The organism is Mesorhizobium sp. B3-1-7 (assembly GCF_006439385.1).
Taxonomy (GTDB): Bacteria; Pseudomonadota; Alphaproteobacteria; order Rhizobiales; family Rhizobiaceae; genus Mesorhizobium.
In genome coordinates this window covers 20,557-44,680 of record NZ_VFTL01000005.1, presented here as the reverse complement: position 1 = coordinate 44,680, position 24,124 = coordinate 20,557, and the positions used below count along the sequence as shown (strand labels likewise).

16 protein-coding genes and 1 tRNA gene are annotated in these 24,124 nt (G+C 64.3%); 11 read left to right on the top strand and 6 right to left on the bottom strand.

The features are described from left to right. Positions 1 to 197 precede the first annotated feature (197 nt). Positions 198 to 2,084: a murein L,D-transpeptidase gene (locus FJ417_RS05500; protein WP_140782769.1), complete on the top strand. Its 1,887-nt coding sequence runs from the start codon at positions 198 to 200 to the stop codon at positions 2,082 to 2,084. Between the two features lie 64 nt (positions 2,085 to 2,148). Here FJ417_RS05500 and FJ417_RS05495 read toward each other — a convergent pair whose 3' ends face one another. The 3 genes from FJ417_RS05495 to FJ417_RS05485 all read right to left on the bottom strand — a co-directional run bounded on the left by FJ417_RS05495 (position 2,149) and on the right by FJ417_RS05485 (position 3,811). Beyond that, positions 2,149 to 2,634 (bottom strand): hypothetical protein, encoded by a 486-nt coding sequence (locus tag FJ417_RS05495; RefSeq protein WP_140782768.1) that lies wholly within the window; start codon positions 2,632 to 2,634, stop codon positions 2,149 to 2,151. A 100-nt stretch (positions 2,635 to 2,734) separates the two neighbouring features. Beyond that, entirely contained in the window at positions 2,735 to 3,319 is a 585-nt protein-coding gene (locus FJ417_RS05490) for a hypothetical protein (RefSeq protein ID WP_246680745.1), read from the bottom strand. A gap of 234 nt (positions 3,320 to 3,553) precedes the next feature. Continuing rightward, entirely contained in the window at positions 3,554 to 3,811 is a 258-nt protein-coding gene (locus FJ417_RS05485; RefSeq protein ID WP_140657845.1) for a PepSY domain-containing protein, read from the bottom strand. A 416-nt stretch (positions 3,812 to 4,227) separates the two neighbouring features. Here FJ417_RS05485 and FJ417_RS05480 point away from each other — a divergent pair, with 416 nt between their 5' ends. Then, the gene (locus FJ417_RS05480) at positions 4,228 to 6,009 is read left to right on the top strand and encodes an adenylate/guanylate cyclase domain-containing protein (protein WP_140782766.1); all 1,782 of its coding nucleotides are present in this window, start codon (positions 4,228 to 4,230) and stop codon (positions 6,007 to 6,009) included. Between the two features lie 117 nt (positions 6,010 to 6,126). Then, entirely contained in the window at positions 6,127 to 10,353 is a 4,227-nt protein-coding gene (locus FJ417_RS05475) for a cytochrome P450 (RefSeq protein WP_140782765.1), read from the top strand. A 120-nt stretch (positions 10,354 to 10,473) separates the two neighbouring features. On the opposite strand, the gene FJ417_RS05470 is transcribed toward FJ417_RS05475, so the two are convergent. Continuing rightward, entirely contained in the window at positions 10,474 to 11,157 is a 684-nt protein-coding gene (locus FJ417_RS05470) for a Crp/Fnr family transcriptional regulator (RefSeq protein WP_140657839.1), read from the bottom strand. Positions 11,158 to 11,746: 589 nt separating this feature from the next. On the opposite strand from FJ417_RS05470, the gene FJ417_RS05465 reads away from it, so the two are divergent. The 4 genes from FJ417_RS05465 (at position 11,747) to FJ417_RS05455 (ending at position 17,391) form a co-directional block, all read left to right on the top strand. Further along, positions 11,747 to 15,424: a S8 family serine peptidase gene (locus tag FJ417_RS05465; protein ID WP_140782764.1), complete on the top strand. Its 3,678-nt coding sequence runs from the start codon at positions 11,747 to 11,749 to the stop codon at positions 15,422 to 15,424. Continuing rightward, complete coding sequence (locus tag FJ417_RS05460) at positions 15,417 to 16,934, top strand: MBL fold metallo-hydrolase (protein ID WP_181183158.1); 1,518 nt, start codon at positions 15,417 to 15,419, stop codon at positions 16,932 to 16,934. The genes FJ417_RS05465 and FJ417_RS05460 overlap by 8 nt, the downstream gene beginning before the upstream one ends. Positions 16,935 to 17,033: 99 nt before the next feature. Further along, entirely contained in the window at positions 17,034 to 17,204 is a 171-nt protein-coding gene (locus tag FJ417_RS33030; RefSeq protein ID WP_181164840.1) for a hypothetical protein, read from the top strand. Between the two features lie 112 nt (positions 17,205 to 17,316). Further along, positions 17,317 to 17,391 (top strand) — tRNA-Val (locus FJ417_RS05455). Positions 17,392 to 17,478: 87 nt separating this feature from the next. Here the strand turns inward: FJ417_RS05455 and FJ417_RS05450 are convergent. Beyond that, the gene (locus tag FJ417_RS05450) at positions 17,479 to 18,159 is read right to left on the bottom strand and encodes a phosphoglycolate phosphatase (RefSeq protein ID WP_140657833.1); all 681 of its coding nucleotides are present in this window, start codon (positions 18,157 to 18,159) and stop codon (positions 17,479 to 17,481) included. A gap of 160 nt (positions 18,160 to 18,319) precedes the next feature. On the opposite strand from FJ417_RS05450, the gene rpiA reads away from it, so the two are divergent. The 4 genes from rpiA to FJ417_RS05430 all read left to right on the top strand — a co-directional run bounded on the left by rpiA (position 18,320) and on the right by FJ417_RS05430 (position 22,347). Beyond that, the gene (gene rpiA, locus FJ417_RS05445; RefSeq protein ID WP_140657831.1) at positions 18,320 to 19,015 is read left to right on the top strand and encodes a ribose-5-phosphate isomerase RpiA; all 696 of its coding nucleotides are present in this window, start codon (positions 18,320 to 18,322) and stop codon (positions 19,013 to 19,015) included. 21 nt (positions 19,016 to 19,036) lie between these two features. Continuing rightward, complete coding sequence (locus FJ417_RS05440; RefSeq protein WP_140782762.1) at positions 19,037 to 19,654, top strand: DUF2059 domain-containing protein; 618 nt, start codon at positions 19,037 to 19,039, stop codon at positions 19,652 to 19,654. A 117-nt stretch (positions 19,655 to 19,771) separates the two neighbouring features. Continuing rightward, a complete protein-coding gene (gene gor, locus FJ417_RS05435) occupies positions 19,772 to 21,160 on the top strand; it encodes a glutathione-disulfide reductase (protein ID WP_140782761.1) in 1,389 nt (462 codons plus the stop codon). Between the two features lie 26 nt (positions 21,161 to 21,186). After that, entirely contained in the window at positions 21,187 to 22,347 is a 1,161-nt protein-coding gene (locus FJ417_RS05430; RefSeq protein WP_140708963.1) for a serine hydrolase domain-containing protein, read from the top strand. Between the two features lie 152 nt (positions 22,348 to 22,499). On the opposite strand, the gene mgtE is transcribed toward FJ417_RS05430, so the two are convergent. Continuing rightward, positions 22,500 to 23,864 carry a magnesium transporter gene (mgtE, locus tag FJ417_RS05425; protein WP_140657823.1) on the bottom strand — a complete coding sequence of 455 codons (1,365 nt, stop codon included), beginning with the start codon at positions 23,862 to 23,864 and terminating at the stop codon, positions 22,500 to 22,502. Positions 23,865 to 24,124: the final 260 nt, after the last annotated feature.

Below are 24,124 nucleotides of genomic sequence, written 5' to 3'. Positions count from 1 at the left end.
AAGCATGGCGCGAACCGAGGCAGGTCACACCGTCTCACAATGATGTGAAACTGTTCTGCAACACGGCTGCGAAAATTTATGAAAGCTTAACGAAATCGGTATGAATCGGTATAGTCACGTCATACATCCGCCATGCGGAGGGCGGGACCGTCCAGCGGCGCGGAACGGGAACCGGTTGCAACCGGTGCGGGTGAAGCATGAAAGTCCTCGGGAACAAGAAAACCCTCCTGCCGATCGCGATCGCGGCAACGCTGGCCTTCGGACAACAGCCGGCAAGCGCGCAAGGGCTGTTCGACATGCTGTTCGGCGGCGGTATCCGGCATAACCCGCAAGGTGAATTTCCGCCGCCGCCGAAGCCACGCAAGATACGGCCGGCAGAGCCCGACGGAGGCGGTGGTGGCAGTGTCAGGATCAGCAGCCCGACCTATAACACCTACAGGGCCGACAAGCTCGTTCGCGTCGATTTCAAGTCGCTGCTGCCGACGCCGCAGCCGGCGACCGCGCAGGATGCCGCCTATGTGCCGTCCGTGACGGGCAACAGCTTCCGCGACGCCGCGGCTGGCTTGAGCGAGTACGAGCTGTTCGCCGAGCCGGATATCGCCAAGGCACTGATCGCCTATTATTCGGCCAATCCGGATTTCATCTGGGTGAGCGACAACGTCCCCAACAGCCGAGCGCAGGATGCGGTGCGCGTCCTGGGCGAGGCGGCAAGTTACGGCCTGACGCCGGCCGACTATTCCGTCGATGTTCCGGCTGCCGCGACTTCCGCTACGCCTGAAGAGCGGACCAAGGAACTGGTCCGCTTCGAGATGGCGCTGTCGGCGCGCGTGCTGCGCTATGCGCAAGATGCCCAGAGTGGCCGCATCTACCCCAACCGGATGACCGGTTACTACGATTTTCCGGCCAAGCCGTTCGATCTCGAAGGCGCGCTGAAGACGCTGGCGCATACCCAGGAAGTCCGCACCTATCTCGAATCGCGCCACCCGCAGAATGCCGAGTACCAGGCGCTGCGCGTCGAATTGGAAGCGCTCGAGGCGAGCGAGGAAAACGAGATCGTCGTCGATCCGAAGCTGTTGCTCAAGCCCGGCGAGAGCAGCCCGGAACTGCCGAAGTTGCTGACGCTTATTTCCCGCAATCTCGATGATGAGATGGGTGGCAACTATGGCGAGGTGCTCGCCAGGCTGGGCAAGAGCGAGCTCTACGATCCCGAACTGGTGCCGGTGATCAAGGCCGTGCAGCAGCGCGCCGGCATGAAGGGCGACGGCGTCATCGGCCCGCGCACCGTGGCCTCACTGGCCGGCGCCTCGAAGGCCGACAAGATCGAGAAGGTCAAGGTGGCGCTCGAGGAACTGCGCTGGATGCCGTCGGATCTCGGCAGCCCGCGCGTCTTCATCAACCAGCCGGCCTTTACCGCCAGCTATATCGACAATGGCGAGGAGAAGCTGAAGACCCGCGCGGTCATCGGCCGGGTCACCAACCAGACCGCCTTCTTTTACAACCAGATCAAGCAGGTCGACTTCCACCCCTATTGGGGTGTGCCGCAGTCGATCATCGTCAACGAGATGCTGCCGAGGCTGCGCAGCGACCCGGGCTATCTCGACCGCGCCGGTTATGAGGTGACGGATTCGCGCGGCAAGCGCATCCCGTCCTCGGCGGTCAATTGGGGTGCCTATGGCGCCAACATCCCCTTCAACGTGCGGCAGCAGCCGAGCGAAGCGAATGCCTTGGGCGAATTGAAGATCCTGTTCCCCAACAAGCATGCCATCTACATGCACGACACGCCGCAGAAGTCGTTCTTCGCACGCGACATGCGCGCGCTCAGCCATGGCTGCGTGCGGTTGCAGGATCCGCGCGGCATGGCCGCCGCCGTGCTCGGCACCTCCGTCGACGATATCGCCGAGAAGCTGAAGCATGGGCATTCGACCGAGAATGTCACGCGTGTCATCCCGGTCTATGTCGCCTATTTCACCGCATGGCCAGACATGTCCGGCAAGGTCGAGTATTTCGACGACGTCTATGACCGCGATTCCAAGCTGATGCAGGCGCTCGACGCGACCGAAGCGGTGCGCACGCCGTCAAGCTGAGCGCTGTCTACTTTCAAGCAATTCCGGACGGAAGGCCACGGCGAAGCCGCCGAACCCGACTGCTTCACACGTTTCTTGGAAGTGCCTTGATGAGCGGCCGGCGGAAGCCGGCGTCGCGCCCCGCGATAAGCCAGTAGACCAGCCCGGCCACGACGCCGGCGGCGGCGATGATACCCATGTCGGCCCAGCGTTCCGGATCATCGGCGGCGTCCGGCCAGATCAACATGAAACCGGCCGCCGCTGCGGCAGCGCCGAACAGCATGTGCAGCCAAAGGCTTCGCAACGAAAGGAACTCGGCGATCAGGGCGAAGACCAGCGTCTGCATTCCGGTCAGGATGATCGCCAGGAAGTAGACGAACATGCCGAGAGGCGGCACCACCAACACGGCGACTGGCGTGAACTCCATAAGCTCGAAGTAGCCCGGCGCGTTGGGCAGCGAACTCAGTATCGCGTAGATCACCACCACTGCGATCAACCCGACAAGCACCGCGACCAGATAGCCGACAAGCACCATCAGGATGCGCTTCAGGACGTAGCCGATCATTGCCATGCACCCCCGTGCCCGCAATCATGGCGGGCAGTCAGCCACCAAAGTTGTGACGATGCAAGGGCGTCCATAGCGCTGGTTCCGCAACGCGGCGTCAGGGTTCTCAGGCGCCGCCGCACAGATGCTGGGAGTCGGGCAGGGCCCATGCGCCTTTGGCGGCGAGGTCGACGGCGTAGTAGACCCTGCCGCGCAGATCGTCTTTCGGACAGTCGCGCGGGATAGCGATCAGGCATATGACGACCGGATCGCCGACCTTGGAACTCGCCAGTCCCGGTTCGCGGTCATAGGAGACCGCCGTGCCGCCGTTGGTAAATCTCGCCGCGCTGCCGGCTTCCGGGCTGGCGGTTTCCAGCGGGTCGTCACCCAGCCTCGTCGTCAGCACCGATATATGGGTGAAGCCGCATTTTCCGATCGATACGGCCAGGGGCTGATCGGTCGGCTGCCGCGTTCTTACCGCAAGGTCGAGCGCCTTCTTGCCGATGAGCGCGATATTGTAGTCCTGCACCCATTGCGGTGCATTGCCGTAAGTCTGCAGCGCATTGTTCTGCGCGCTGACGATGCAGGCTGCGTCCGTCTTGCAGGCATTCCGATCGGCGACCAGTTTCCTGGCGATCCCGCGTTTGTCGCCGCCGAAGGCGGGTTCGAAACCGGCATAGGCCTTGGTGACCAAAGCATCGATGGCCGACATTTGTGGGTCGGCGCAGATCGCTATCTCGGCTGGCAACTGCGCCTTTCGGCAGTCGAAAGAGGGGCCATCCGCGAGCGCCTGGCCCGATGTCCCAAGCATCGATGCGGCTACCAGCAGGACGTGAGCGCAGATGTGAAGCCGCATGTCTGTCCTCTGGTCCGGCCTGTTTCGACAAGCAAATCTATGCCGAACGCAGGCCTTGCGGAATGGCGGAGGCAGGCAACCGAACGAGGCCTATTTGGGTTCGCCGGTCACGGGATCGTAGGTGATTTGGACCTTGGCCTTGTCCGTGGTGTAGTAGGTGACGGTGTAGCCGTCGCTATCCCAATCGACCTCCTTCACATAGCGGAAGTCGGTGCGGTGCTCGACCTTGGCGACAATCTCGGACAATTTCTTTGCATTTTGCGGCGGCAGCGGCTGGTCGTCTGCTGCGAAGGCTTGTCCACTGACAAGCAGGAAAGCGATACAGGTTGCTAAAACAACAGTGCGCATGAGAGCCCTCAAATCTCGTCGGCGTAAGTGCCGTCAGAAACTCGCACGCAGGCGGGTTGGTTCCGCAGCGCCGCAATAGCGGGTTTTTGCAGCGCATGCCTCGATGTGACCGATCCTTGCCGGCGGAAACAGGGTCAGTATTGTTCGGCGGAGAAAATATAATAATTTCAAATGGTAAAGTCGCGGTTCGGATGTGTCTCCTGACGTAACGAACGACTAACCATGCCCCGGACGATGAATTCGTCATATTAGCCGTTCGTGGTAGAGCTTTCGGCAAGACCCTGATAGAATTCCGGTCATAACAGGGTGGCAACAGTGCGCCGGGCCTGCCGAGGATTTCCGTCGGCAGACGGCGACGCGTTTTTTTGAGCGCAGGTCACCTGTTCTGGACTGAAACGGGGACTGGGGGCTCGATCATGGCTGAACGGAATTATACCCGTCAGCTTGCGACAATCATTTCGATCGACGCCGTGGGATTCTCGAGGCTTATGGGCATCGACGACGAGTCGGCTGTCGCCGCCTTCGAGGAAAGGCGCGACATCATCGCTGGCAGTTGCGGCGCATTTGGCGGGCGCACGTTCGGCGATGCCGGCGACAGCATCATGGCCGAATTCGGCAACCCGATCGAAGCCTTGCGCGCGGCCTTCGATTTCCAGGCCCGGATCGTGGCGCTGAATACGGCAGTCGCCGAGGACATGCGCATGCCGTTTCGCGCCGGGATCAACACCGGCGACGTCATCGTCCGGGAGGGCCGTCTTTACGGCGACGACGTCAATATCGCAGCCCGCCTTCAGGAATTCGCGCCGCATGACGGCGTCGCCATCTCGGCGACGACGTGGCATCACGTGAAGGACAAGACGGCGGCGGTCTTCACCGATCTCGGCGAGTTCAGCCTGAAGAACATCGCCCTGCCGGTGCAGGTCCTGATCGCCGGTCGCGGCGGCAGCGGCCCTGTCGCGACGGCGTCCTTCGCTTCCATTCCCACCACGCCCAGTCGTTCCAGGCCGATCGCCAAGGGGCCCCCGGCAATCGCCGTGCTGCCGTTGCAGGGCAACGGAAGCGAACCCGATGTCGGCTATATGGCCGACGGTATCGCCGAGGACATCATCTACGGTCTCTCCAACACGCGCTGGCTCTCTGTCATCGCCAAGGGCTCGAGCTTCCAGTTTCGCGACGACAGCCTCGGCACGAGGCTCATCGGCAACGCGCTGGGCGCTCGCTACATCGTCAGCGGTACGCTGGCGCGCTCCGACAGGCAGATTCGTCTCAACGCGTCGCTCACCGACACCTCGAACGGGCGCCTGGTCTGGTCGCAACGCTTCGACCGCGACCTCGTCGATATCTTCAGCCTGCGCGACCAGATCGGCAGCGAGATCGTTTCCATCCTCGACAAGGAGGTCGACCGCGCCGAGCAGGCTCGCACGTTCCAGGTGCCGTGGGAAAGCCTCGAAACCTGGCAACTGGTCAGGCGCGGCCGTTGGCACATGAACAGGCGGACACGTCGCGATACCGAAATCGCGCTCGACTTCTTCGACAAGGCCTACCAGGAAGATCCGAACTCGAGCGCCGTGCTCAATGAGCTCGCATGGTGGTATTTCTGGCGGGCCTGGCTGCGTTTCGGCGACAGCGACGATCTGGAGAAAGTCGAGACGCTTGCGCGCAAGGCGCTTCTGATGGACAGCCTCGATGCGCGCCCGCATGCCTATCTCGGCGCGGCCGACATCATGCGCGGCCTTCCGGCGTTGGCGGCCGAGCATCTTGCCGAAGCGATCCACATCAATCCGAGCTTCGCCTTCGCCCGCTCGGCCATGGGCAGCGCGTATCTTCTGCTTGGCGATGCGACCGGCGCGATACCGTTCTTCCTCGATACCGAGCGGTTGAGCCCGTTCGACCTCTATCGCTTCCACAATCTGGGGGAACTGGCCGCGGCCTATTGCTTCGTCGAGGACTGGGAGGCCGCGATCGCCAACGCCGAGCGCTCGCTCAACCTGTCGCCAAGTTACTTCTACGCGAGGTTCCTGAAGACAGGCGCCCTGATGAGAAGCGGGCGGCGCGACGAGGCGGCGCATGAGCTTGCGATTTTCATGACCAGGCATCCCGATTTTTCCGAGCAGAGGATACGCTGGATACCGTTCGTGGATCCGGCCAAGAACAATTTCCTGATCGGCAATTTCGATCGGGCCAAGTCCGCCGCATGATCGCCGGGGCCGACAACAAATGACTGTGATCGAATTCACATACGCCGGACCGATGCAAACCTAGGCCAGACAATGCCGGCATCGCATTGACGTGGATGGCCGGGGGGCTTGAACGCGATGATCACTTTGAAGTACTTCGCCGCCGTCCGCGCCGCTCAGAAGAGCCAGCGTCCGCTCGCCGAAATGCCACCGTTCGACATCAATCGGCTGCGTTCCAAGAGCGGCTTTGCTTCCCGCATCGCCGGTTTTCTTCTCGGCGATCCGCGCTGGCTGCTGGCGCTGCTGCGCCGTTTCTGGCCGAATCTCGGCTTCGGCAATTTCCTGCTCGTTACCAAGGGCGCGGATGTTCGCGACATATTGGAGCGGGGCGACGAGTTCGAAACGCCTTACGGCCCGGAAATGGCCGAACTCGCCCGCGGCTCGAATTTCATTCTAGGCATGCAGGACGGCGCCGCGTACCGGCAGATGAAATCGGCGGTGCTGAGCGCTTTCCCGCCGGCGGAGGTCGAAGCCGCCGTCAGGCCGATCGCCGAGCGCCATTCGCGCGACATCATGACCCGCGCCAGTCCCGGCTTCGATGCCATCGCCGGATTGATGAAGATCTTGCCGGTGCGTATCTGCCGCGATTATTTCGGCCTTGAGATCGACGACGAAACCGAGTTCGCCGACTGGTCGATCGCGCTCAGCGCGCTGTTCTTTTCCGACCCGACGGCAAATCCCGCCACGCGCCAGCTTGCCGTGGTCGGCGGCGATCGGCTGATCAAAATCATAGACCGCTCGATTGCCGCGGTCAGGGAAAGAGCGGGCAAGGACGACCGGCCGCTTGCCCGCCTCGTCGCGCTGATGGACCAAGGGCGCCTGTCGTTGCCCGACATCCATTCCATCATGCTCGGCATGGTCGCAGGCTTTGTGCCGACCAATGTGCTTGCCGGCAGCAATTGCCTGGATGTGATCCTGTCGCGATCCGATGCGCGGCGGGCCGTGGATGAGGCCATCGCGGCCGGCGATACCGGCAAACTCGACCGGGCGATCATGGAAGCCATGCGGTTCAAACCGATCTGGATCGGGCCATGGCGCTATACCAGACGTGACGCAATCATCGGCAAGGGCACGCGCCGCGAGCGGCTGGTCAAGGCCGGAACGGTGGTCATGCCGGCGACGCTTTCGGCGATGTTCGATCCGGAGATCGTGCAGCGGCCGAACGAGTTCGATACGTCGCGCCCGCATCGCGATTACATGGTTTTCGGCTACGGCATCCATTTGTGCATCGGCGCCGAAATCGCCCGCATCCAGATCGGCGAATGCATCCGCGCCCTGTTCAGCAAACCGAAGCTCGCCCGCGCGCGGGGCAGGGCCGGAAAGATGGCCAATGTCGGCGCCTATCCGGCAAGCCTCAAGGTCGACTTCGAGCGCTCGCCGCTTTGCCGTACCGCCGACCAGTCGATGGTGACGGTTGTTTGCCCGATCACCCGCTCCATGCCGCTCGATGCGGTGCGCGACAAGGTCGCCGACCTCGGCAATCCCGCGATCGGCGAGCTTAGCGACGCGCTCGACAAGGTCGGCACCATACATTTCACCAGCCTGGCGGTCGCTCCCACCGGCAAGGATGAAAAGACGGGGATGGAGGCCGGCGCGCTGGTGTTCGAAATCTCCGGCGACGGCAGCACCGACGATGTCATAACCGCCATCGCGCAATCGATCGGGCACCGGCTGCGGCCGATCTTCAGGGATGTCTGCGGCCTGCCGGACGGCGGCTCGCTGGAGGATTTCCTGAAGAGGAACCACATAGAGATATCGCCGTCCTTCGGCAGCGCCGCGGGGCTCGTCTTCTCCGGCACGCCCGGCCATTCCGTACGCCGCATTCTTGCCGAGGCACGGCTCGCCGACAGCGTGCGCGAGATCGCCGAAAAGCCACGCGCGGGCGCCGGCAATGCGATGGATGTGCTCGCCGAGGCGCGCCGGCATGTCCGCTGCCTCGGGCAATTCGGCTGGGCGTTCGAGCCCGCCGAAAGCCTGCTGGAAAGACCGCCGGGTCACTGGGCGCGCGCGCTGACGACGACGCTGCTGACGCCGGCGATGTTCGTCACTGTCGCGATCGTCGTTCTAGCCTTTTGGCGCATGACCTATGTGCTGGTGTTCGGAAACCCGCATGGCGTCACCTTTGCCAACATCGCGATCGCCGGCGCCGCGCTTCTGCTTACGGTGCTCGGTCTGCTGGCTATTCTGGCTCTGTTCATGGTCCTTTGCTTCCTGGCGTTGCGGCGGCTGGAGGACAAGGACCGGCCGGCGAACACGCCCGTCGACATCGGCGCGCTGGAAAAGATCCTCGCCAATGAGGACCACTGCGCGCAGAACAACCTGACGGCGATCTCGACGATGAAGCCGGGCATCCTGCGGCGGCTGGCGCTGCGGCTCTCCTTCTATCTGATCTCGATATCGGCGCAGAAAGTGTTCAGGCCGGGCTTCCTCGCCACCATCAACACCATTCATTTCGCCCGCTGGGTGCTTTTGCCCGGCACCGACAGGCTGATGTTCTTCTCCAATTACGGTGGCAGCTGGGAAAGTTATCTGGAGGATTTCATTGCCAAGGCCTCAGCCGGTCTGACCGGCGTTTGGAGCAACACCGAAGGCTATCCGCGCACGCGCTGGCTGTTCCTGGACGGCGCGCGCGACGGCGATCGTTTCAAGCGCTGGGCGCGGCGCCAGCAGGTGCCGACGCTGTTCTGGTACAGCGCCTATCCGCACCTCAACACACCGCGCATCCGCATCAACTCCAGGATCAGGCGCGGCATCGCATCGGCCACCGGCAACGAGGCGCGCGACTGGCTGAGCCTGTTCGGTTCGCTGCCGCGCCCGCAAGCACGGCCGGCGGACGCGACCAGCCTGCCTGAACCGCCGTCCGCGCCGCTCGAAGAGCTGGAATCCGGGGAAATCCAATCCATCTTCTTTGGACCCTTCGGCGCGCTCGGCCACGCGCATATGCTTGCGATCCAGGTGCCGGAAGGGTTGCCGGCAACCAAGCGCAAGGCGTGGCTCGATTCCGTCATCGACAGAACCAGTTTCGGCGACGGCGTGCCGGCCGGCCGCGCCATGACCGTGGCGTTCGGCCCCAACGGGCTGCGCCGGCTCGGACTGGAAGGTGGCGTCGACGACGAGCCGCTGGACACGTTTCCTGTCGCCTTCCGGCAAGGCATGGGAACGCCCGAGCGCAGCCGCATTCTCAACGACACCGGTCCCGACGCACCCGACAAATGGCAGTGGGGGTCGTCCGCCAAGCCCGTCGACGTCGTCATCGTCTGCTATGCCGGGACGCCGGCGGCGTTGAAGGCAGAAATCGCGGCCATGAAGCGACAGACGACAGGCGCAGGGATGTCCGTGGCCGCCGAACTGCCGCTGATGGTGCGGCGCGACGGCAAGCGGGCGGTCGAGCATTTCGGCTTCGTCGACGGCGTCTCGCAACCGATCGTCCGGGGCACGCAGCGCGCCGCCAAAGGAGCGGCGCCCATGCATCTGCTGGCGCCCGGCGAGTTCCTGTTCGGCTATCGCGACGAGCATGGCTTCTATCCGGCTTCGCCGTCGGTGGAGGCGGCGCTGGATCGCACCGGCATCCTGTCGCAGGTGCGGCGCAACCGTCAGATACCGGGGCAACCGCCTCCACCGCGCGATTTCGGCCGCAACGGCACCTTCCTCGTCGTGCGCCAATTCGAGCAGCATGTCGAATTGTTCGACGATTATTGCAGGAAAGCCGCGACGCAGGCTGCCGATGAGACCGGCGACCCCGCCATCGATCAGCGCTGGGTGGCGGCAAAGATGCTCGGCCGCTGGCAGGACGGCAGCTCGCTGGTGCGCAATCCGAACGGTCGCCCGGGCCGCGGCATCGACAATGATTTCGCGCTCGGCGCCGAGGACCCGCAAGGACATGCCTGTCCGCTCGGCTCGCACATACGCCGGTCCAACCCGCGCGATTCGCTCGGCGAGGACCGCGAGACGCAGATCAGGATCGGCAAGCGCCACCGCATCCTGCGCGTCGGCCGCACCTACGAGAAGAAGGACAGGGGCGGAAAGACCGAGAAGGGCCTGCTCTTCATGTGCCTCAACGCGGATATCGAACGCCAATACGAGTTCATCCAGCAGACCTGGGTCTCGTCGAACTCGTTCCAGGGCCTTGTCGGCGAGACGGATCCGACGATCGGCGCACGGGGCGGCGGCGGCCGGTTTTCGATCCCTTCCTGGGAAAAGGTCACCGTCTTGAAGGATGTGCCGCAGTTCGTCACCACCAAGGGCGGCGGCTATTTCTTCATGCCAAGCCGCTCGGCAATGCGCTATCTGATCTCGCGGCTCTGACCGGATGCGGCGAAACGACGGAGCTGTGGCGCAGTCGCCGAACGGGCTACGGCGAAGTGGCCGAGCCAGCTACGGCGAAACCGCCGAGCCTGCTACGGCGAAACCGCCGAGCCTGATTGCTCAGTCGTCGTCCTGGGAATCGGCGATGTGGTTCAGCGCGGCGGCGTTGGTGATGCGCAAGCCACCGCGCTTGATGGCGATCATCTGCCGGCTGCGCCAGTCGTTCAGCGTCTTGTTGACGGATTCGCGCGTCGCGCCGAGGAATTCGCCGAGCTCCGACTGCGAAATCGGAATCCAGCCGGCAGTGTCCGCCATGACGCCGCTCAGGAACACCAGCCGCTTTGCCAGCCTGGCCTCGATGCCGAAAAAGGCCTGGTCGCCCAGCTCGCCGCTGACCCAGCGCAGCCGCGTGCACAGCAATTCGATCATCGCGCGGGCAAGGGGCGGGTTTTTCTCAATGCGGTCAAAGAGTTGCGTCCGGCTCAGCGAAACCAGCTCGCAGGGGGTGAGGCAGATGGCGGTTGCCGTGCGCGGGCGCCCGTCCAGCGCCCCGATCTCTCCTACGAGGCTGCGCGACAGCTCGATATTGGCCACCAGCTTTTGCCCGCCGGGTGAATAGATCGAAATCTCGACGGTGCCGCTCATCACGCCATAGATGCGGTCGGACGCATCCTCCTGGACGAACAAATGCTGGCCGGCCGCATAGCGCTCCAGCTTGCAGCCGCCGAACAGCAGGTCGAACTGGCGCGGGTCGATGCGCGCCAGGCGCGGCAGGTTCCTGTCGTCCGCGCCATTTGTAGCCATGATACGATTCCGCCTCTCGTTAGACGGAAATTGTAGGATAAGTGCGTGCTCGATCAAAGCGTCGTCTCCTTCTGTGGTGGCTTGCCGCATTCTCGGGGTGACGGACGGAAGACCAAAGTCACGTCTGACGCGCCGAAATCGGATAAGCCGGCAAACTGTAAGGAGACCGGGCGCACTGGCGGTTGCGGGCCGATCCTTGGAACGCCGTCCGCGCGCTTGGGTGGGAGGTGCCCATGCGCGCAGACAGCAAACCTGAAAATGGCTAGGTGATCGAAATTTCTCCTCGATAACCGCATCCAATCGCAGTCCGGCAGCAGCTTCGGACGCCGCAGTCAGCTAGGGCCGTCGATGCCGCCGTTGCAACATCCGAGCGCAAGCCCTGTCCGAAGTATGTGAAGATGCTCACAGATATGCGCGCCGGGCGGACCGATGGTTATTTTGGAATGCATGGTTCACGCTTGGATCAATCTTTGCCTTGCAGCCGGCATGATTGCCTAGTCGGCAAAGAGATCAGTCGAAGCGTGGTTGGAACCTTGGCTTGACTGTAGCGGACGGTCGGCGCCATGGTTCATCTTGGGGGAGGGACGCCGTGGCAGCCGCGAAGGGACTCCTTGTAAAGGTTCGTGGCGACGGCGCGGGGCTCTCGGTGCGAGGCGGGCCGCCGCGGATTGGCGGGATCGAAGCCGAGCCGATCCTTACTCTCCCGCCTGGCGCTGTAAGCGCCGGTACGGCCGCGGCCGCGGACCGCGGCGCCACCTGGCTCCGCTTGGCCACGGATGCCGCCGAAGCAGACAATCCCTGGGACCAGGCTCACGATCTTGTCGCCCGGACTCCGGCGCTGGCCGCCGCAGGGAGCGAGGTGCTCGCGGTCGAGCCCGATATCATGCAGCAATGGGATTACAGGAACAGCGCCGGCGATCGCGGCATGGCGGCAAGCGCGGCTCCGACATGTACGTTCGACGACCAGGATCCGAGCGGTGGACAAGCGACGGTGTCAGGCCGGGTCGCATGGAATGCCGCGCCGGACTTCAGCCAGTTCAAGGCCGCGCGCGAAAGCGTCGGCGCCAAGCAGGCCAACATCACCATCGCCCATCTCGATACCGGTTTCGATCCCGCTCACGAAACCCTTCCAGCAGGACTTCTTACAGCGCAGCAGCGCAATTTCGTCGACGACGGGACCGGCCCGAACAACGCGACCGACCACGCTCCGGCCGGCACGCTGACCGGCAATCGCGGCCATGGAACCGGCACGCTCAGCCTGCTGGCCGGCAACAAGCTCGACGGCACGTCGCCGCACTGGCCGGGCTTCACCGACTTCGTCGGCGGCGCGCCACTGGCGAAGATCCTGCCGGTGCGCATCGCAGACTGGGTGGTGCGGCTGACCACCGGCACCATGGTGCAAGGCATCGACTATGCGCGCCAGCAGGGCGCGCAAGTATTGTCGATGAGCATGGGCGGCCTCGCCTCGCAGGCTCTGGTGGATGCCGTCAACCTTGCCTACGACCACGGCGTGGTCATGGTCACGGCGGCCGGCAACAATTTCACCATCACGCCGGGCAGCATCGTTTATCCCGCGCGCTACAACCGGGTGCTTGCGGCCTGCGGCGTGATGAGCGACGGGCGCGCCTATGCCGGGCTCGCCTTCGGCACCATGCAAGGCAATTACGGGCCGCCTTCGAAGATGAGCACGGCGCTGGGAGCCTACACACCGAACGTGCCCTGGGCCGAAATCGATTGCCGCAAGGTGGTCGACATGGACGGCAACGGCACCTCGGCCGCCACCCCCCAGGTCGCTGCCGCGGCCGCTCTGTGGCTGGCCGAGCATTGGGACGTGGTGAAGAATTATCCCCAGCCATGGATGCGGATCGAGGCGGTCCGCAAGGCGTTGTTCGCGAAGGCCTTGAAATCGACGGCCAAGATGAATGCGGCGGAGACGAAGGAGAAGATCGGGCAGGGCGTCTTGCGGGCCTTCGATGCGCTGGGCTTCCCGCCGCCGGCGGCGAACAGCCTGACGAAGCTCGCTCGAGCCACCTACACATGGAGTTGGCTCGACCTTTTGACCGGCGGGAACTCGTTGGCGGCGCTCCCGCCTGCGACGCTTCGGCAGCGAATGATGTTTGCGCTGGAATTGACGCAGATGGCGCAAGGTGCGGCGACAATCGAGCAGGCGATCGCCGACCCGGACGGCGATCCGGGCAATATTTCGGCCGCGGCCCGCAACCGCTATCTCGAAGCGGCGCTCGACCAGGGCAACCCGTCGAAGCCGCTGAAGGCGTTTCTGGAAGGTTTGCTCGGACGGCCGGGCGCCAGCGCGGCGGTTCCGGCGCCGGTCATGGGCCCCGCGCCGGCTATCAAGCGCAAGCCGCGGCCGCTGCCACCGCCGCAACGGCGCCTGCGCATCTACGCGCTCGATCCTTCGGTGGCGAAACGGCTCGATTCGGTTTCGGTCTATCAGGCGATGCTTTCCGTGCCCTGGGACGACGAACCGGCGACGGACAGGCCTTTGCTGCCGGGGCCGATCGGCGAATATCTCGAGGTGGTCGATGTCGACCCCGCGTCCGACCGCGTCTACGATCCGGTAGACCTCAACGACAAGGTGCTTCTGGCGCAGGACGGCCTGCCGCCTTCGGAGGGCAATCCGAAATTCCACCAGCAGATGGTCTACGCCGTCGCCATGACCACGATCGGCCATTTCGAGCGCGCTCTTGGCCGGCGGGCGTTGTGGGCGCCGCATTATGCCGAGGCTCCCGGCCGGACCGGCGACATGACTGTGAAGGCGCATTACGTGCCGCGCCTGCGCATCTATCCGCATGCGTTGCGCGCCGAGAATGCCTATTACAGCCCGGAAAAGAAGGCGCTGCTGTTCGGCTATTTCCCGGCGATCAGCAACGAGGGCGACGTCACCACGCCCGGAACGACGGTGTTTTCGTGCCTGTCCAGCGACATCGTCGCGCATGAGATGTCGCATGCGCTGCTCGACGGGCTGCACCGCCGCTTCCAGGAAGCGTCCAACCCGGACGTGCCGGCCTTCCACGAGGCCTTCGCCGACATCGTCGCGCTGTTCCAGCATTTCACGCTGAAGGAACTGGTCAGCTTCGAGATCGGCAAGGCGAGGGGCGAATTGTCGGCCGCCTCGCTGCTTTCCGGTATCGCCAAGCAGTTCGGCGAGGGCAGCGGCCGGGCCGGGCCGTTGCGCGAGTATGGCGGCGCCGGCATGGCCGATCTCGACTACGACAAGACCTTCGAGGCGCACGACCGCGGCTCGATCCTGGTTTTCGCCGTCTACCAGGCCTTCTTGGCGATCGCCGACCGGCGGACCGACGACCTGATCCAGCTTGCCACCGGCGGCTCCGGCATCCTGCCGGCCGGAACCTTGCATCCGAGCCTGGTCGAACGCCTGACCGACGAGGTCGCCAAGACCGCCAGGCAGATGCTGACCATGTGCATCCGCGCGCTCGACTATTGCCCTTCCGTCGACATCACCTTCGGCGAATATCTGCGCGCGCTGATCACCGCCGACCGCGACGCCTATCCGGACGATCCGCTGCACTACCGCCTGGCTTTCCTGGAATCGTTCCGCAAATGGAAGCTGTTGCCGCGCGACGTGCGCACCGTCTCGGAGGAGACGCTCGCCTGGAGCGCGCCGGAAGATCCTTCTCCGACCTGGCTGAAAGGCCTGCTCAGCAGGATCGACCTCGGCTGGAACCAGAAATTGAAACGGGCCGAGATCTTCGCGCTCAACGACAAGAACCGCTACACGCTGTGGAAGGCGATGCACAAGACCTTCGCCTCCAACCCGGACCTCTACAAGCAGTTCGGCCTGCTGCCGGATCTGCCGCGCTACAATGAGGACGGGACGGTCATGCACGCGCCGAAGAAAGGCGAGACGACCTTCGACATCTACAGCGTGCGCCCGACGCGCCGCGTCGAGCCGGACGGCTCGTTCCGCGTCGAGGTCGTGGCGGTCATCCAGCAGCGGATTCCGGTCGCGCTCGACGGTACGGCGATGCCGCAAGGCATGGCCGAGGGCGACGGCTTCTTCTGGTTCCGGGGCGGCGCCACCATCATCATAGACCCGCGCGAGGGATTCGAGGAGATCCGCTACTCGATCATCAAGAACACCGGCAGCGCGGACCGGCAGAAGCGTCAGGCCGGGACTATGGCCGCCAATTACCTGTCGCCGCTCAGAGCGCTCTATTTCGGCGGCGAAGTGTCGGAGCCCTTTGCCCTGCTGCATGCCAGCGATGGAGACGACGACCATGTCTAGAAAGCCGGCGACGAGGACAAGGCCGGCAAAAGCGGCTGCTGCGCCGGCATCGGGCGCCACTGTCCGGCATTACTGCCAGGGCATCGGCGACTGCCATCTGCTTACCTTCAAGAAGGCAGATGGAAAGCCATTCCGCATGCTCATCGATTGCGGCATCCATGTCTCGATCGCGGGCGGTCCGGCGCTGGTCGGCGACATCGTCGCCGACATCAGGAAGGAGACCGGCGGCAAGATCGACATCCTCGTCGTCACGCACGAACACTGGGACCATGTCTCCGGGTTCCTGACGGCGAAGGATCTTTTCAAGGATTTTGTCGTCGCCGATGTCTGGATGGGGTGGACCGAAAATCCCGCCGACGCGGAGGCCGCGGAACTCGACAAGTTCAAGGGCCAGGCAATCGCCGCGCTGCAGGGCGTGGGCCAGAAGCTCGACGGAATGCAGGGGCTCAGTTCCTACATGGCCAGCGTTCGCGACGGCCTGCAGTCCGTGCTTGGCTTCCAGTTCGGCGTCGCCGGCGAGCGGGTGCGTTCGGCCCGCGACGCGGCGGCAAAGCTGTCGCAGAAACCGTCGCCGACCTATTTCGAGCCCGGCGGGTCGCCGGTATTGATCGACGCATTGCCCAACCTTCGCGTCTATGTGTTGGGCCCGCCGCGCGACAAGGCGGCCCTGCGTCTGGAGGAGAAGGCGAGCGAGATGTTCCCGCTGGCCAGCGGCGGCCCGTTCGCGCGGGCGCTGGCCAGCGGCCTCAAGATGAACGAGGCGGCAGACGCTAATTATGTCGACGAGCTCAGTCCGTTCGAGCGCAATGTCGGCGCGCCGCTTTCCACGGCGCTCAACGGCGACAAGGGCAGCGACCCGGCCGTCGATGTCGCCACCTTCGTCCGCAAGCATTATTCCGGGCCGGTTTCGGCTGCTGCATCCATGGAAGACCGCGACCAGTCCTGGCGGCGCATCGACGCCGACTGGATGGGGATCGCCGCCGACCTTGCCCTGCAGCTCGACCGCGGCGTCAACAACACCAGCCTGGTGCTGGCCTTCGAGTTCATCGACAGCGGCCGGGTGCTGCTGTTCCCCGGCGACGCCCAGATCGGCAACTGGCTGAGCTGGAAGGATCTGAAATGGCCGGTGGGGCAGGGGACCGTCACATCGGCCGATCTTCTGGCGCGCACCGTCTATCTCAAGGTCGCGCATCACGGCAGCCAGAACGCCACGCCGGAGAAACAGGGTTTTGACCTGCTGACGAGCAGCGACCTGTCGGCTTTCATTCCGACCAACAAGGTCGACGCCTTGAAAGTGCACTGGGGGGAGATGCCCTATGACGGTATCCTGACCGCGCTCGAGACAAAGACCAAGGGCCGCGTCATCCGCGCCGACGATCCATGGCTGGCCGACAAGAACGGAAAGCCCGGTTTTTCCGCGCCGTCCGGCTCGATCCAGGCGATGCGCAGTCTGCCGCGCGATGCTGCCCGGGGACCGGGCGGGCTCTGGGTCGAGGTGGATTTGGCCTGAGAGTTCGCCACCGAGCAGATTGCGAAAAATCGAAAACCGCTCTATGGAGCGATCGGCTGAATGAGGGCGGCTACTCGACACATTGCACAAGGTCGCCCCATGCCCGATGCATTCTCACGCGTCATCGCCTTCCTTGCCGTGGTCACGGCCCTTTTGTTTGCCGGGCTGCATTTCCATCAAGGACACATCATCGCCACGCTCTATTTCATGACCGGCGCCATTCTGGTGACGGCTGTGACGCGCATGAATGTGAGGCGGGGGTTGATTTAGAGCCTTAACCGGTTCAGCTCGGCAGTCGTTCGAAGATCGTCGGCACATCGCCTTGACTTCGAGAGCTTGCCTACCTTATATCGCGGCTCGCTTCGGCCTTCGGGCAAAGAGCGGGCGATTAGCTCAGCGGGAGAGCACACCCTTCACACGGGTGGGGTCGCAGGTTCAATCCCTGCATCGCCCACCATCCAACAGCTTGATAGTGTTGGATGAATGGCCCGACGAATTCTTCTACATCTTCTACAATTGCACTGGGGAAGACGGGTCTGCGCGCTCAGCGTGCCGCCGCGATCAACCGCTCGGCCAGTTGCGGCGTCAGCGTGTCGAAATGCGAGATCACCAGGGTCGGCTCGAATTCGCGCACATGGCGGTCGGTGTAGCCGAAATCGACCGCGACCACCGGAATGCCGGCTGCTTTGGCGGTGTCGATGTCGGTCTGCGAATCGCCGACCATCAAGGCGTTCTCCGTATCGCCGCCGGCCAGCCGGATCGTCTCGGTGAGATGGCGCGGGTCGGGCTTGCGGAAGGCGAAGGTGTCCTGGCCGCAGATCGCGGCAAAATAGTTCGACAGGCCCAGCGCGCCGATCAGCGCCACGGAATTGGCCTCGTATTTGTTGGTGCAGACCGCCATCAGATAGCCGGCGGCCTGGAAACGATCGAGCGCGGCAACGACGCCAGGATAGGGGCGGGATTTGCCGGGAATGTTCAGCGTGTAATGGTCGAGGAACAGGTTCAGCAGCCGGTCGTGCTCTTCCGCCACCAGCGCCTTGTTCTGCGCGGCATGCGCGCGTTCGATCATGACGCGCCCGCCATGGCCGACGAAGCGCCGGAAACCGGCTTCGTCGACAGCGGCGAGGTCGCTTGCCGCCAGGCTGTGATTGAGGCTGTCGAGCAGGTCCGGCGCCGTATCGACCAGCGTTCCATCCAGGTCGAAGACGATGATCGGGCTCGGCATGGCGCGTTCCTGTAGCGATTGAATTGCCGCAGCCGATACAGGTTGGGCCGGGTTCAAGCAAGAAGCCTCGATCGGTCCACAGAGCCTTTGAGAGCGGCCCTTTGACGGGACAGGCAAAAATGCTAGGAGGCGCGCGAAACTGGCGAAATCGGGGCTCCCCATGGATGCAAGGCAGTTGAAGGTCGAAGCCGCGCGGGCCGCGCTCGCCCATGTCGGCGACGGCATGCGCCTCGGCATCGGCACCGGCACCACGGCGGAAGAATTCGTGCGGTTGCTGGCCGAGAAGGTTGCGACCGGCCTCAAGGTCATTGGCGTGCCGACTTCCGAGCGCACCGCGGCGCTCTGCCGCGAACTCGGCGTGCCGCTGTCTACACTGGAAGAAACGCCGGAACTCGACCTCACCATCGACGGCGCCGACGAGGTCGATCCGGACCTGACCCTGATCAAGGGCGGCGGCGGCGCACTGCTGCGCGAGAAAATCGTCGCGGCGGCGTCCGATCGCATGATCGTCATCGCCGACAAATCCAAGATGGTCGGGACGCTCGGCCGGTTCCCGCTGCCGATCGAGGTCAACAAATTCGGCCTGCGCGCCACCGAGATCGCGGTTCGGGCCGCCGCGGTAGGGCTCGGTCTTTCCGGCCCGGTTACATTGAGGATGACGGGGGGCCAGCCATTTGTTACAGACGGCGGCCACTTTATCCTCGATGCATCTTTTGGCCGCATTCCGGATACAAGAGCGCTGTCGAATGCTCTCTTCGCCATTCCAGGCGTTGTCGAGCACGGTCTATTCATCGGGCTGGCGTCAACGGCCATCATCGCCGGCGGCGACGGTATCGAAACCGTCCATGCAGCCTGAAACCAGGGAGTTCTATCGACCATGATGTTGCCTAAACGAGTTCGCCGCTTTTCGATGCTTCTGGCGGCCTCGGCCGCCCTTGCGCTGTCTTCGCCGGTGTTTGCGCAGGATGTCAGCGAATCGCATCTGAAGGCGGCGCGCGCGGCCGTCGCGGCGATCCATGCCACGGACACGTTCGACAACATCCTGCCGCAGGCGGCCGGCGCGCTCGAGGCGCAGCTCATCCAGAAGAACCCCGACATGCAGGAGCTGATCGGCAAGACCGTGGCCGAGAAAGCACTCAGCCTCGCCTCGCGGCGCGCCGATCTCGAAAAAGAAGCAGCACTTGCCTATGCCAAGGTGTTTTCCGAGCAGGAGCTCAACGACATCGCCACCTTCTACAGCTCGGAAGCCGGCAAGAAGCTGCTGGACAGCGGTCCCGCGGTGACGCGCGACCTCGTGAAGGCCGCCGACATCTGGCAGAACGGCGTCGCCCGCGACCTCGCCCAGCAGGTCGGCGAAACGATCGCCGCCGCCGCCAAGGCCGCGGCGCCGGCAGCACCGGCTCCGGACGCCACCGCGCCCGCGGATGGTTCCGCTCCGGCGGACAATTCGGCTCCCGCCGACAATTCGGCCCCGGCGGACGACTCGCAGAACTGATCCCAGTCAATCCGCCGACCGCGGCTGGACCACAAAGCCCGGGTTTGCCCGGGCTTTTCTTTTGCCGCTTTGCAGCCTACCTGTGACCCGTCTTTCTCATCCGCAGGAGCCCACCCGATGGCCGGTTATGACTATGATCTGTTCGTCATCGGCGGCGGCTCCGGCGGGGTGAGGGCGGCCCGGGTGGCGGCGGCTGTCGGCAAGCGCGTCGCCGTCGCGGAGGAGTACCGCTTCGGCGGCACCTGCGTCATCCGCGGCTGCGTGCCGAAGAAGCTCTATGTTTATGCCTCGCAATTTCCCGAGCATTTCGCCGACGCCGCCGGCTATGGCTGGACGGTGCCCGAGGCAAGCTTCGACTGGCAGACGCTGGTCGCCAACAAGGACAAGGAGATCGCGCGGCTCGAGGCGATCTACAAGAGGAATGTCGAGGGCTCCGGCGGCGAGACCTTTCATTCGCGTGCAGTGCTCGTCGACCAGCACAGCATTTATCTGGTTGCCGAGGACCGCACGGTCAGCGCCGACCAGATCCTGATCGCGACCGGCGGCCGGCCTGCACCGCATCCGGCGCTGTCAGGCCACGAATACTGCATCTTCTCCAACGAGGCCTTCGATCTCAAGGAGCTGCCGAAGACGATCATGATCGAGGGCGGCGGCTACATCGCCGTCGAATTCGCCAACATCTTCCATGGCCTGGGCGTCGACACCACGCTGGTCTATCGCGGCCAGGAGATCCTGAGCCGCTTCGACATGGATTTGCGCCGCTCGCTGCATGAGACAATGGAGAAAAAAGGCATCAGGATCCTCTGCCCCACCGTTTCGGAATGGGTGCGCAAGACCTCGGAGGGCCGGCTCGACGTGCTGCTGTCTTCTGGCCAAACCCTGACGGTTGATCAGGTCATGCTGGCGATCGGGCGTATTCCCAATACCGAGAATATGGGCCTGGAGGGCGTCGGTATCGAACTCAGCAAGACGGGCGCGATCGTGGTCGACCAATATTCGCGCACCAATGTCGACAACATCTGGGCGATCGGCGACGTCACTCATCGCGTGCAACTGACGCCGGTCGCCATCCACGAGGCGATGTGCTTCGTCGAGACGGCCTTCAAGGACAACCCGACCGCGCCGGATCACGACACCATACCGACCGCGGTGTTCTCGCAGCCGGAGATCGGCACCGTCGGCCTGTCGGAGGACGACGCGATCAAGCGCTATCCCGATGTCGAGATTTATCGCGCATCGTTCCGTCCGATGCGGCACACGCTGTCCGGCCGCGACGAGAAGATGCTGATGAAGCTGGTGGTCGACGGCGCGTCAAGGAAGGTGATCGGCGCCCATATTCTAGGCCCCGATGCCGGCGAGATGGCGCAGCTTCTCGGCATTCCGCTGAAGGCAGGCCTGACCAAGGACGATTTCGACCGCACCATGGCCGTGCATCCGACGGCGGCCGAGGAACTGGTGACGATGTACAAGCCGACCTATCGCGTGAAGAACGGCGAACGCGTCTGACATTTCAGGATTTCAGGGAGCCTGCGATGTCCGCCACCGCCGCGCCGCTGGACCGCAATTTCGCCCGGCGCGTCGATCAGGTCGTGGATGGCGCGATCGAGGAGCGCCGTATCGTCGGCGCGGTCGTTCTCGTCGCCCGGCGCGGCGAGATCCTTTATGGCCGCGCAGCCGGCGTCGCCGACCGCGAGGCGAACAAACCGATGCGACAGGACGCGATCTTCCGCCTGGCCTCGGTGACCAAGCCGGTCGTCGCCACCGCGGCGCTTGCCTTGGTCGAGGCCGGCGTGATCGATCTTGCCGATCCGGTGACGAAATTCATACCCGAGTTCCGACCGAAGCTTGCCGACGGCAGCGAACCCGCCTTGACCATCCGGCATTTGCTCACCCACACGGCCGGCCTCGATTACGGCTTTCGCCAGCCCGCCGGCGGTCCCTATCAACGGGCCGGTATCTCGGATGGCCTCGACCAGCCGGGCCTTTCCATGACCGAGAACCTCCGCCGCATCGCGTCGGTGCCGCTGTCCTTCGCGCCGGGCGCGGGCTGGGGCTATTCGGTGGCGATGGACGTCCTGGGCGAGGCGATGGCGAGAGCCACGGGCGAGACCTTGCCGGACCTTGCCGAGCGTCTGGTCGCCAGGCCTCTCGGTATGAGCGACACGGCTTTTGCCGTCCGTGACCGGGCCCGGCTAGTGACGCCTTACGCGGACGGCCCCGGCGGGGCAGTCGCCATGGGCGAGCATCATCTCGTGCCTTTCGGCGATGGCGCCATCTCGTTCACGCCCGGGCGCATTTTCGATCCTGCCTCCTTCGCATCCGGCGGCACCGGCATGAACGGAACGGCCGGCGATGTCCTGAAGCTGCTCGAAGCGCTGCGGCGCGGAGACGGGACGGTCATCCGCCCCGAGACGGCGGCGGCAATGACCAGGGATGCGATCGCAGGTCTGGAGACGACCATGCCAGGCTGGGGCTGGGGTCTGGGATTTGGCGTGTTGCGCGACCCGGTCGCGGCCGCAACGCCGCAGACTCCGGGCACCTGGCGATGGGGCGGCGTCTACGGCCATTCCTGGTTCGTCGACCCGGCGCTCGAGCTGACGGTGGTGGCGCTCACCAACACGGCGATCGCCGGCATGATGGGCGCCTTCCCGGACGCGATGCGTGACGCGATCTACGGCCGCCAGGCCGGATGACGGAGACAACCCGCCGCCGATAAATACCGGCGGCGGTAAAGTTTTCAGGCCTAAAGCGCGTCGCGTCGAAACGGATTCACGCGACGCGCTTTAGGCCGTTGCTTGATGCATGTCGTTGTCGCAAAACCGAGGTCACTTTTGCGCGACATGCATTAAAGCAGCGTGCCGCGCAGGATCACCAGCGCCACCGAGAAGTAGATGACCAGCCCGGTGACATCGACCAGCGTGGCGACGAACGGCGCCGAGGCGCTTGCCGGGTCGAAGCCGATGCGCTTCAGCGCGAAGGGCAGCATCGATCCCGACAGCGAGCCGAAGGTGACGATGCCGACCAGCGCCGCGCCCACCGTCGCCGCGATCAGCATCCAGTGCGGGCCGTAGTCGTAGAAGCCGAAATACTGCCAGAGCGCGATGCGGCAGATGCCGACAATGCCGAGGATCGAGCCGAGCACCACCCCAGTCGGCAGCTCGCGCAGCGCCACCCTCCACCAGTCGCGCAGCCCGATCTCACGCAGCGCCAGCGCGCGGATGACGAGCGACGTCGCCTGCGAGCCGGAATTGCCGCCGGAGCTCATGATAAGCGGGATGAACAGCGTCAACACGATCGCCTTTTCCAGCTCGCTCTCGTAGCTCTGCATGGCGTTGGCCGTAAGCATCTCGCTGAGGAACAGCGCGCAGAGCCAGCCGGCCCGCTTCTGGATCATGGCGAGGAAGCTCATCTTCATATAGGGCTCGTCGAGCGCCTCCATGCCGCCGAAACGATGCACGTCCTCGGTCGTCTCCTCGATCATCGTGTCGATGATGTCGTCGACGGTGACGATGCCGAGGATCCTGCCATGGTCGACCACCGGCAAGGCGAGCAGGTCGTATTTCGAGATCGTCTGCGCCAGGTTCTCGCGATCGGTGAGCGGCGTCACCGTCACCGGCACGCGATCGGGCGCTACCGACAGGATCGGATCCTCCGGGTTGCCGGTGATCAGCCGGCGCAGTCCGGTCGAACGCAGCAGGAGCTGCGTCTCCGGATCGACGATGTAGATGGCGTAGATGGTTTCGCGGGTGCGCTCGACCTTGCGGATGTAGTCGAGCGTGCGCCCAACGGTCCAGTCCGAAGGCACGCTGACGAATTCCGTCGTCATGATCGAGGCAGCACTGCCTTCCGGATAGCCAAGGATGGATAGCAGCGTCGCGCGCAGCGGCGTGGCCAAGGCGCCGAGCAACTCCGAGCGGGCCGGCTCATCCAACTCGCGCAGAATGTCGGCCGCGCGGTCGACCGACATGGCGGTCAAAAGCTTGCTTGCCTTGGGGCGGGGCAGGGCTTCGGCGAGCTCGGGCGCTGCTTCGAGCTCCGGCTGGTCGAAAATCTCGACCAGCCGCTCGAACGGCACGGCGCAAAGCAGCTCGATGGCCGTCTCGCGGGGTTCGTGGTTGAGGGCTTCGACGACGTCGGCGACGTGATCGTTGGCAAGAACACGGGCGACGGCGGTTGCTTCGTCGTCCAATACGGGGGCGAATTCGTTCATGGCTCACTCCTTGCCGTCCGGCAGGACGTGAGCCATCAGGTCACGTCAGGGCGGACGGCGGTTGCGTTCGACTGTGACTGTCGCCAGGCATGGCGGGTTGACCTTTCTGCTCGCCGGGTTCGAGTTTGAATTTGGCGAGCGGGCGCAACATAGGAGCGCTTTTTGCCGAGTCAATTGGCAAAAGCTCGGAAATCGGGTGAGGGGAGGTCGGATCGCGAGACTGTGATCGGCAGCCGCAGCAGCCAAGCCATGGAAGCAGG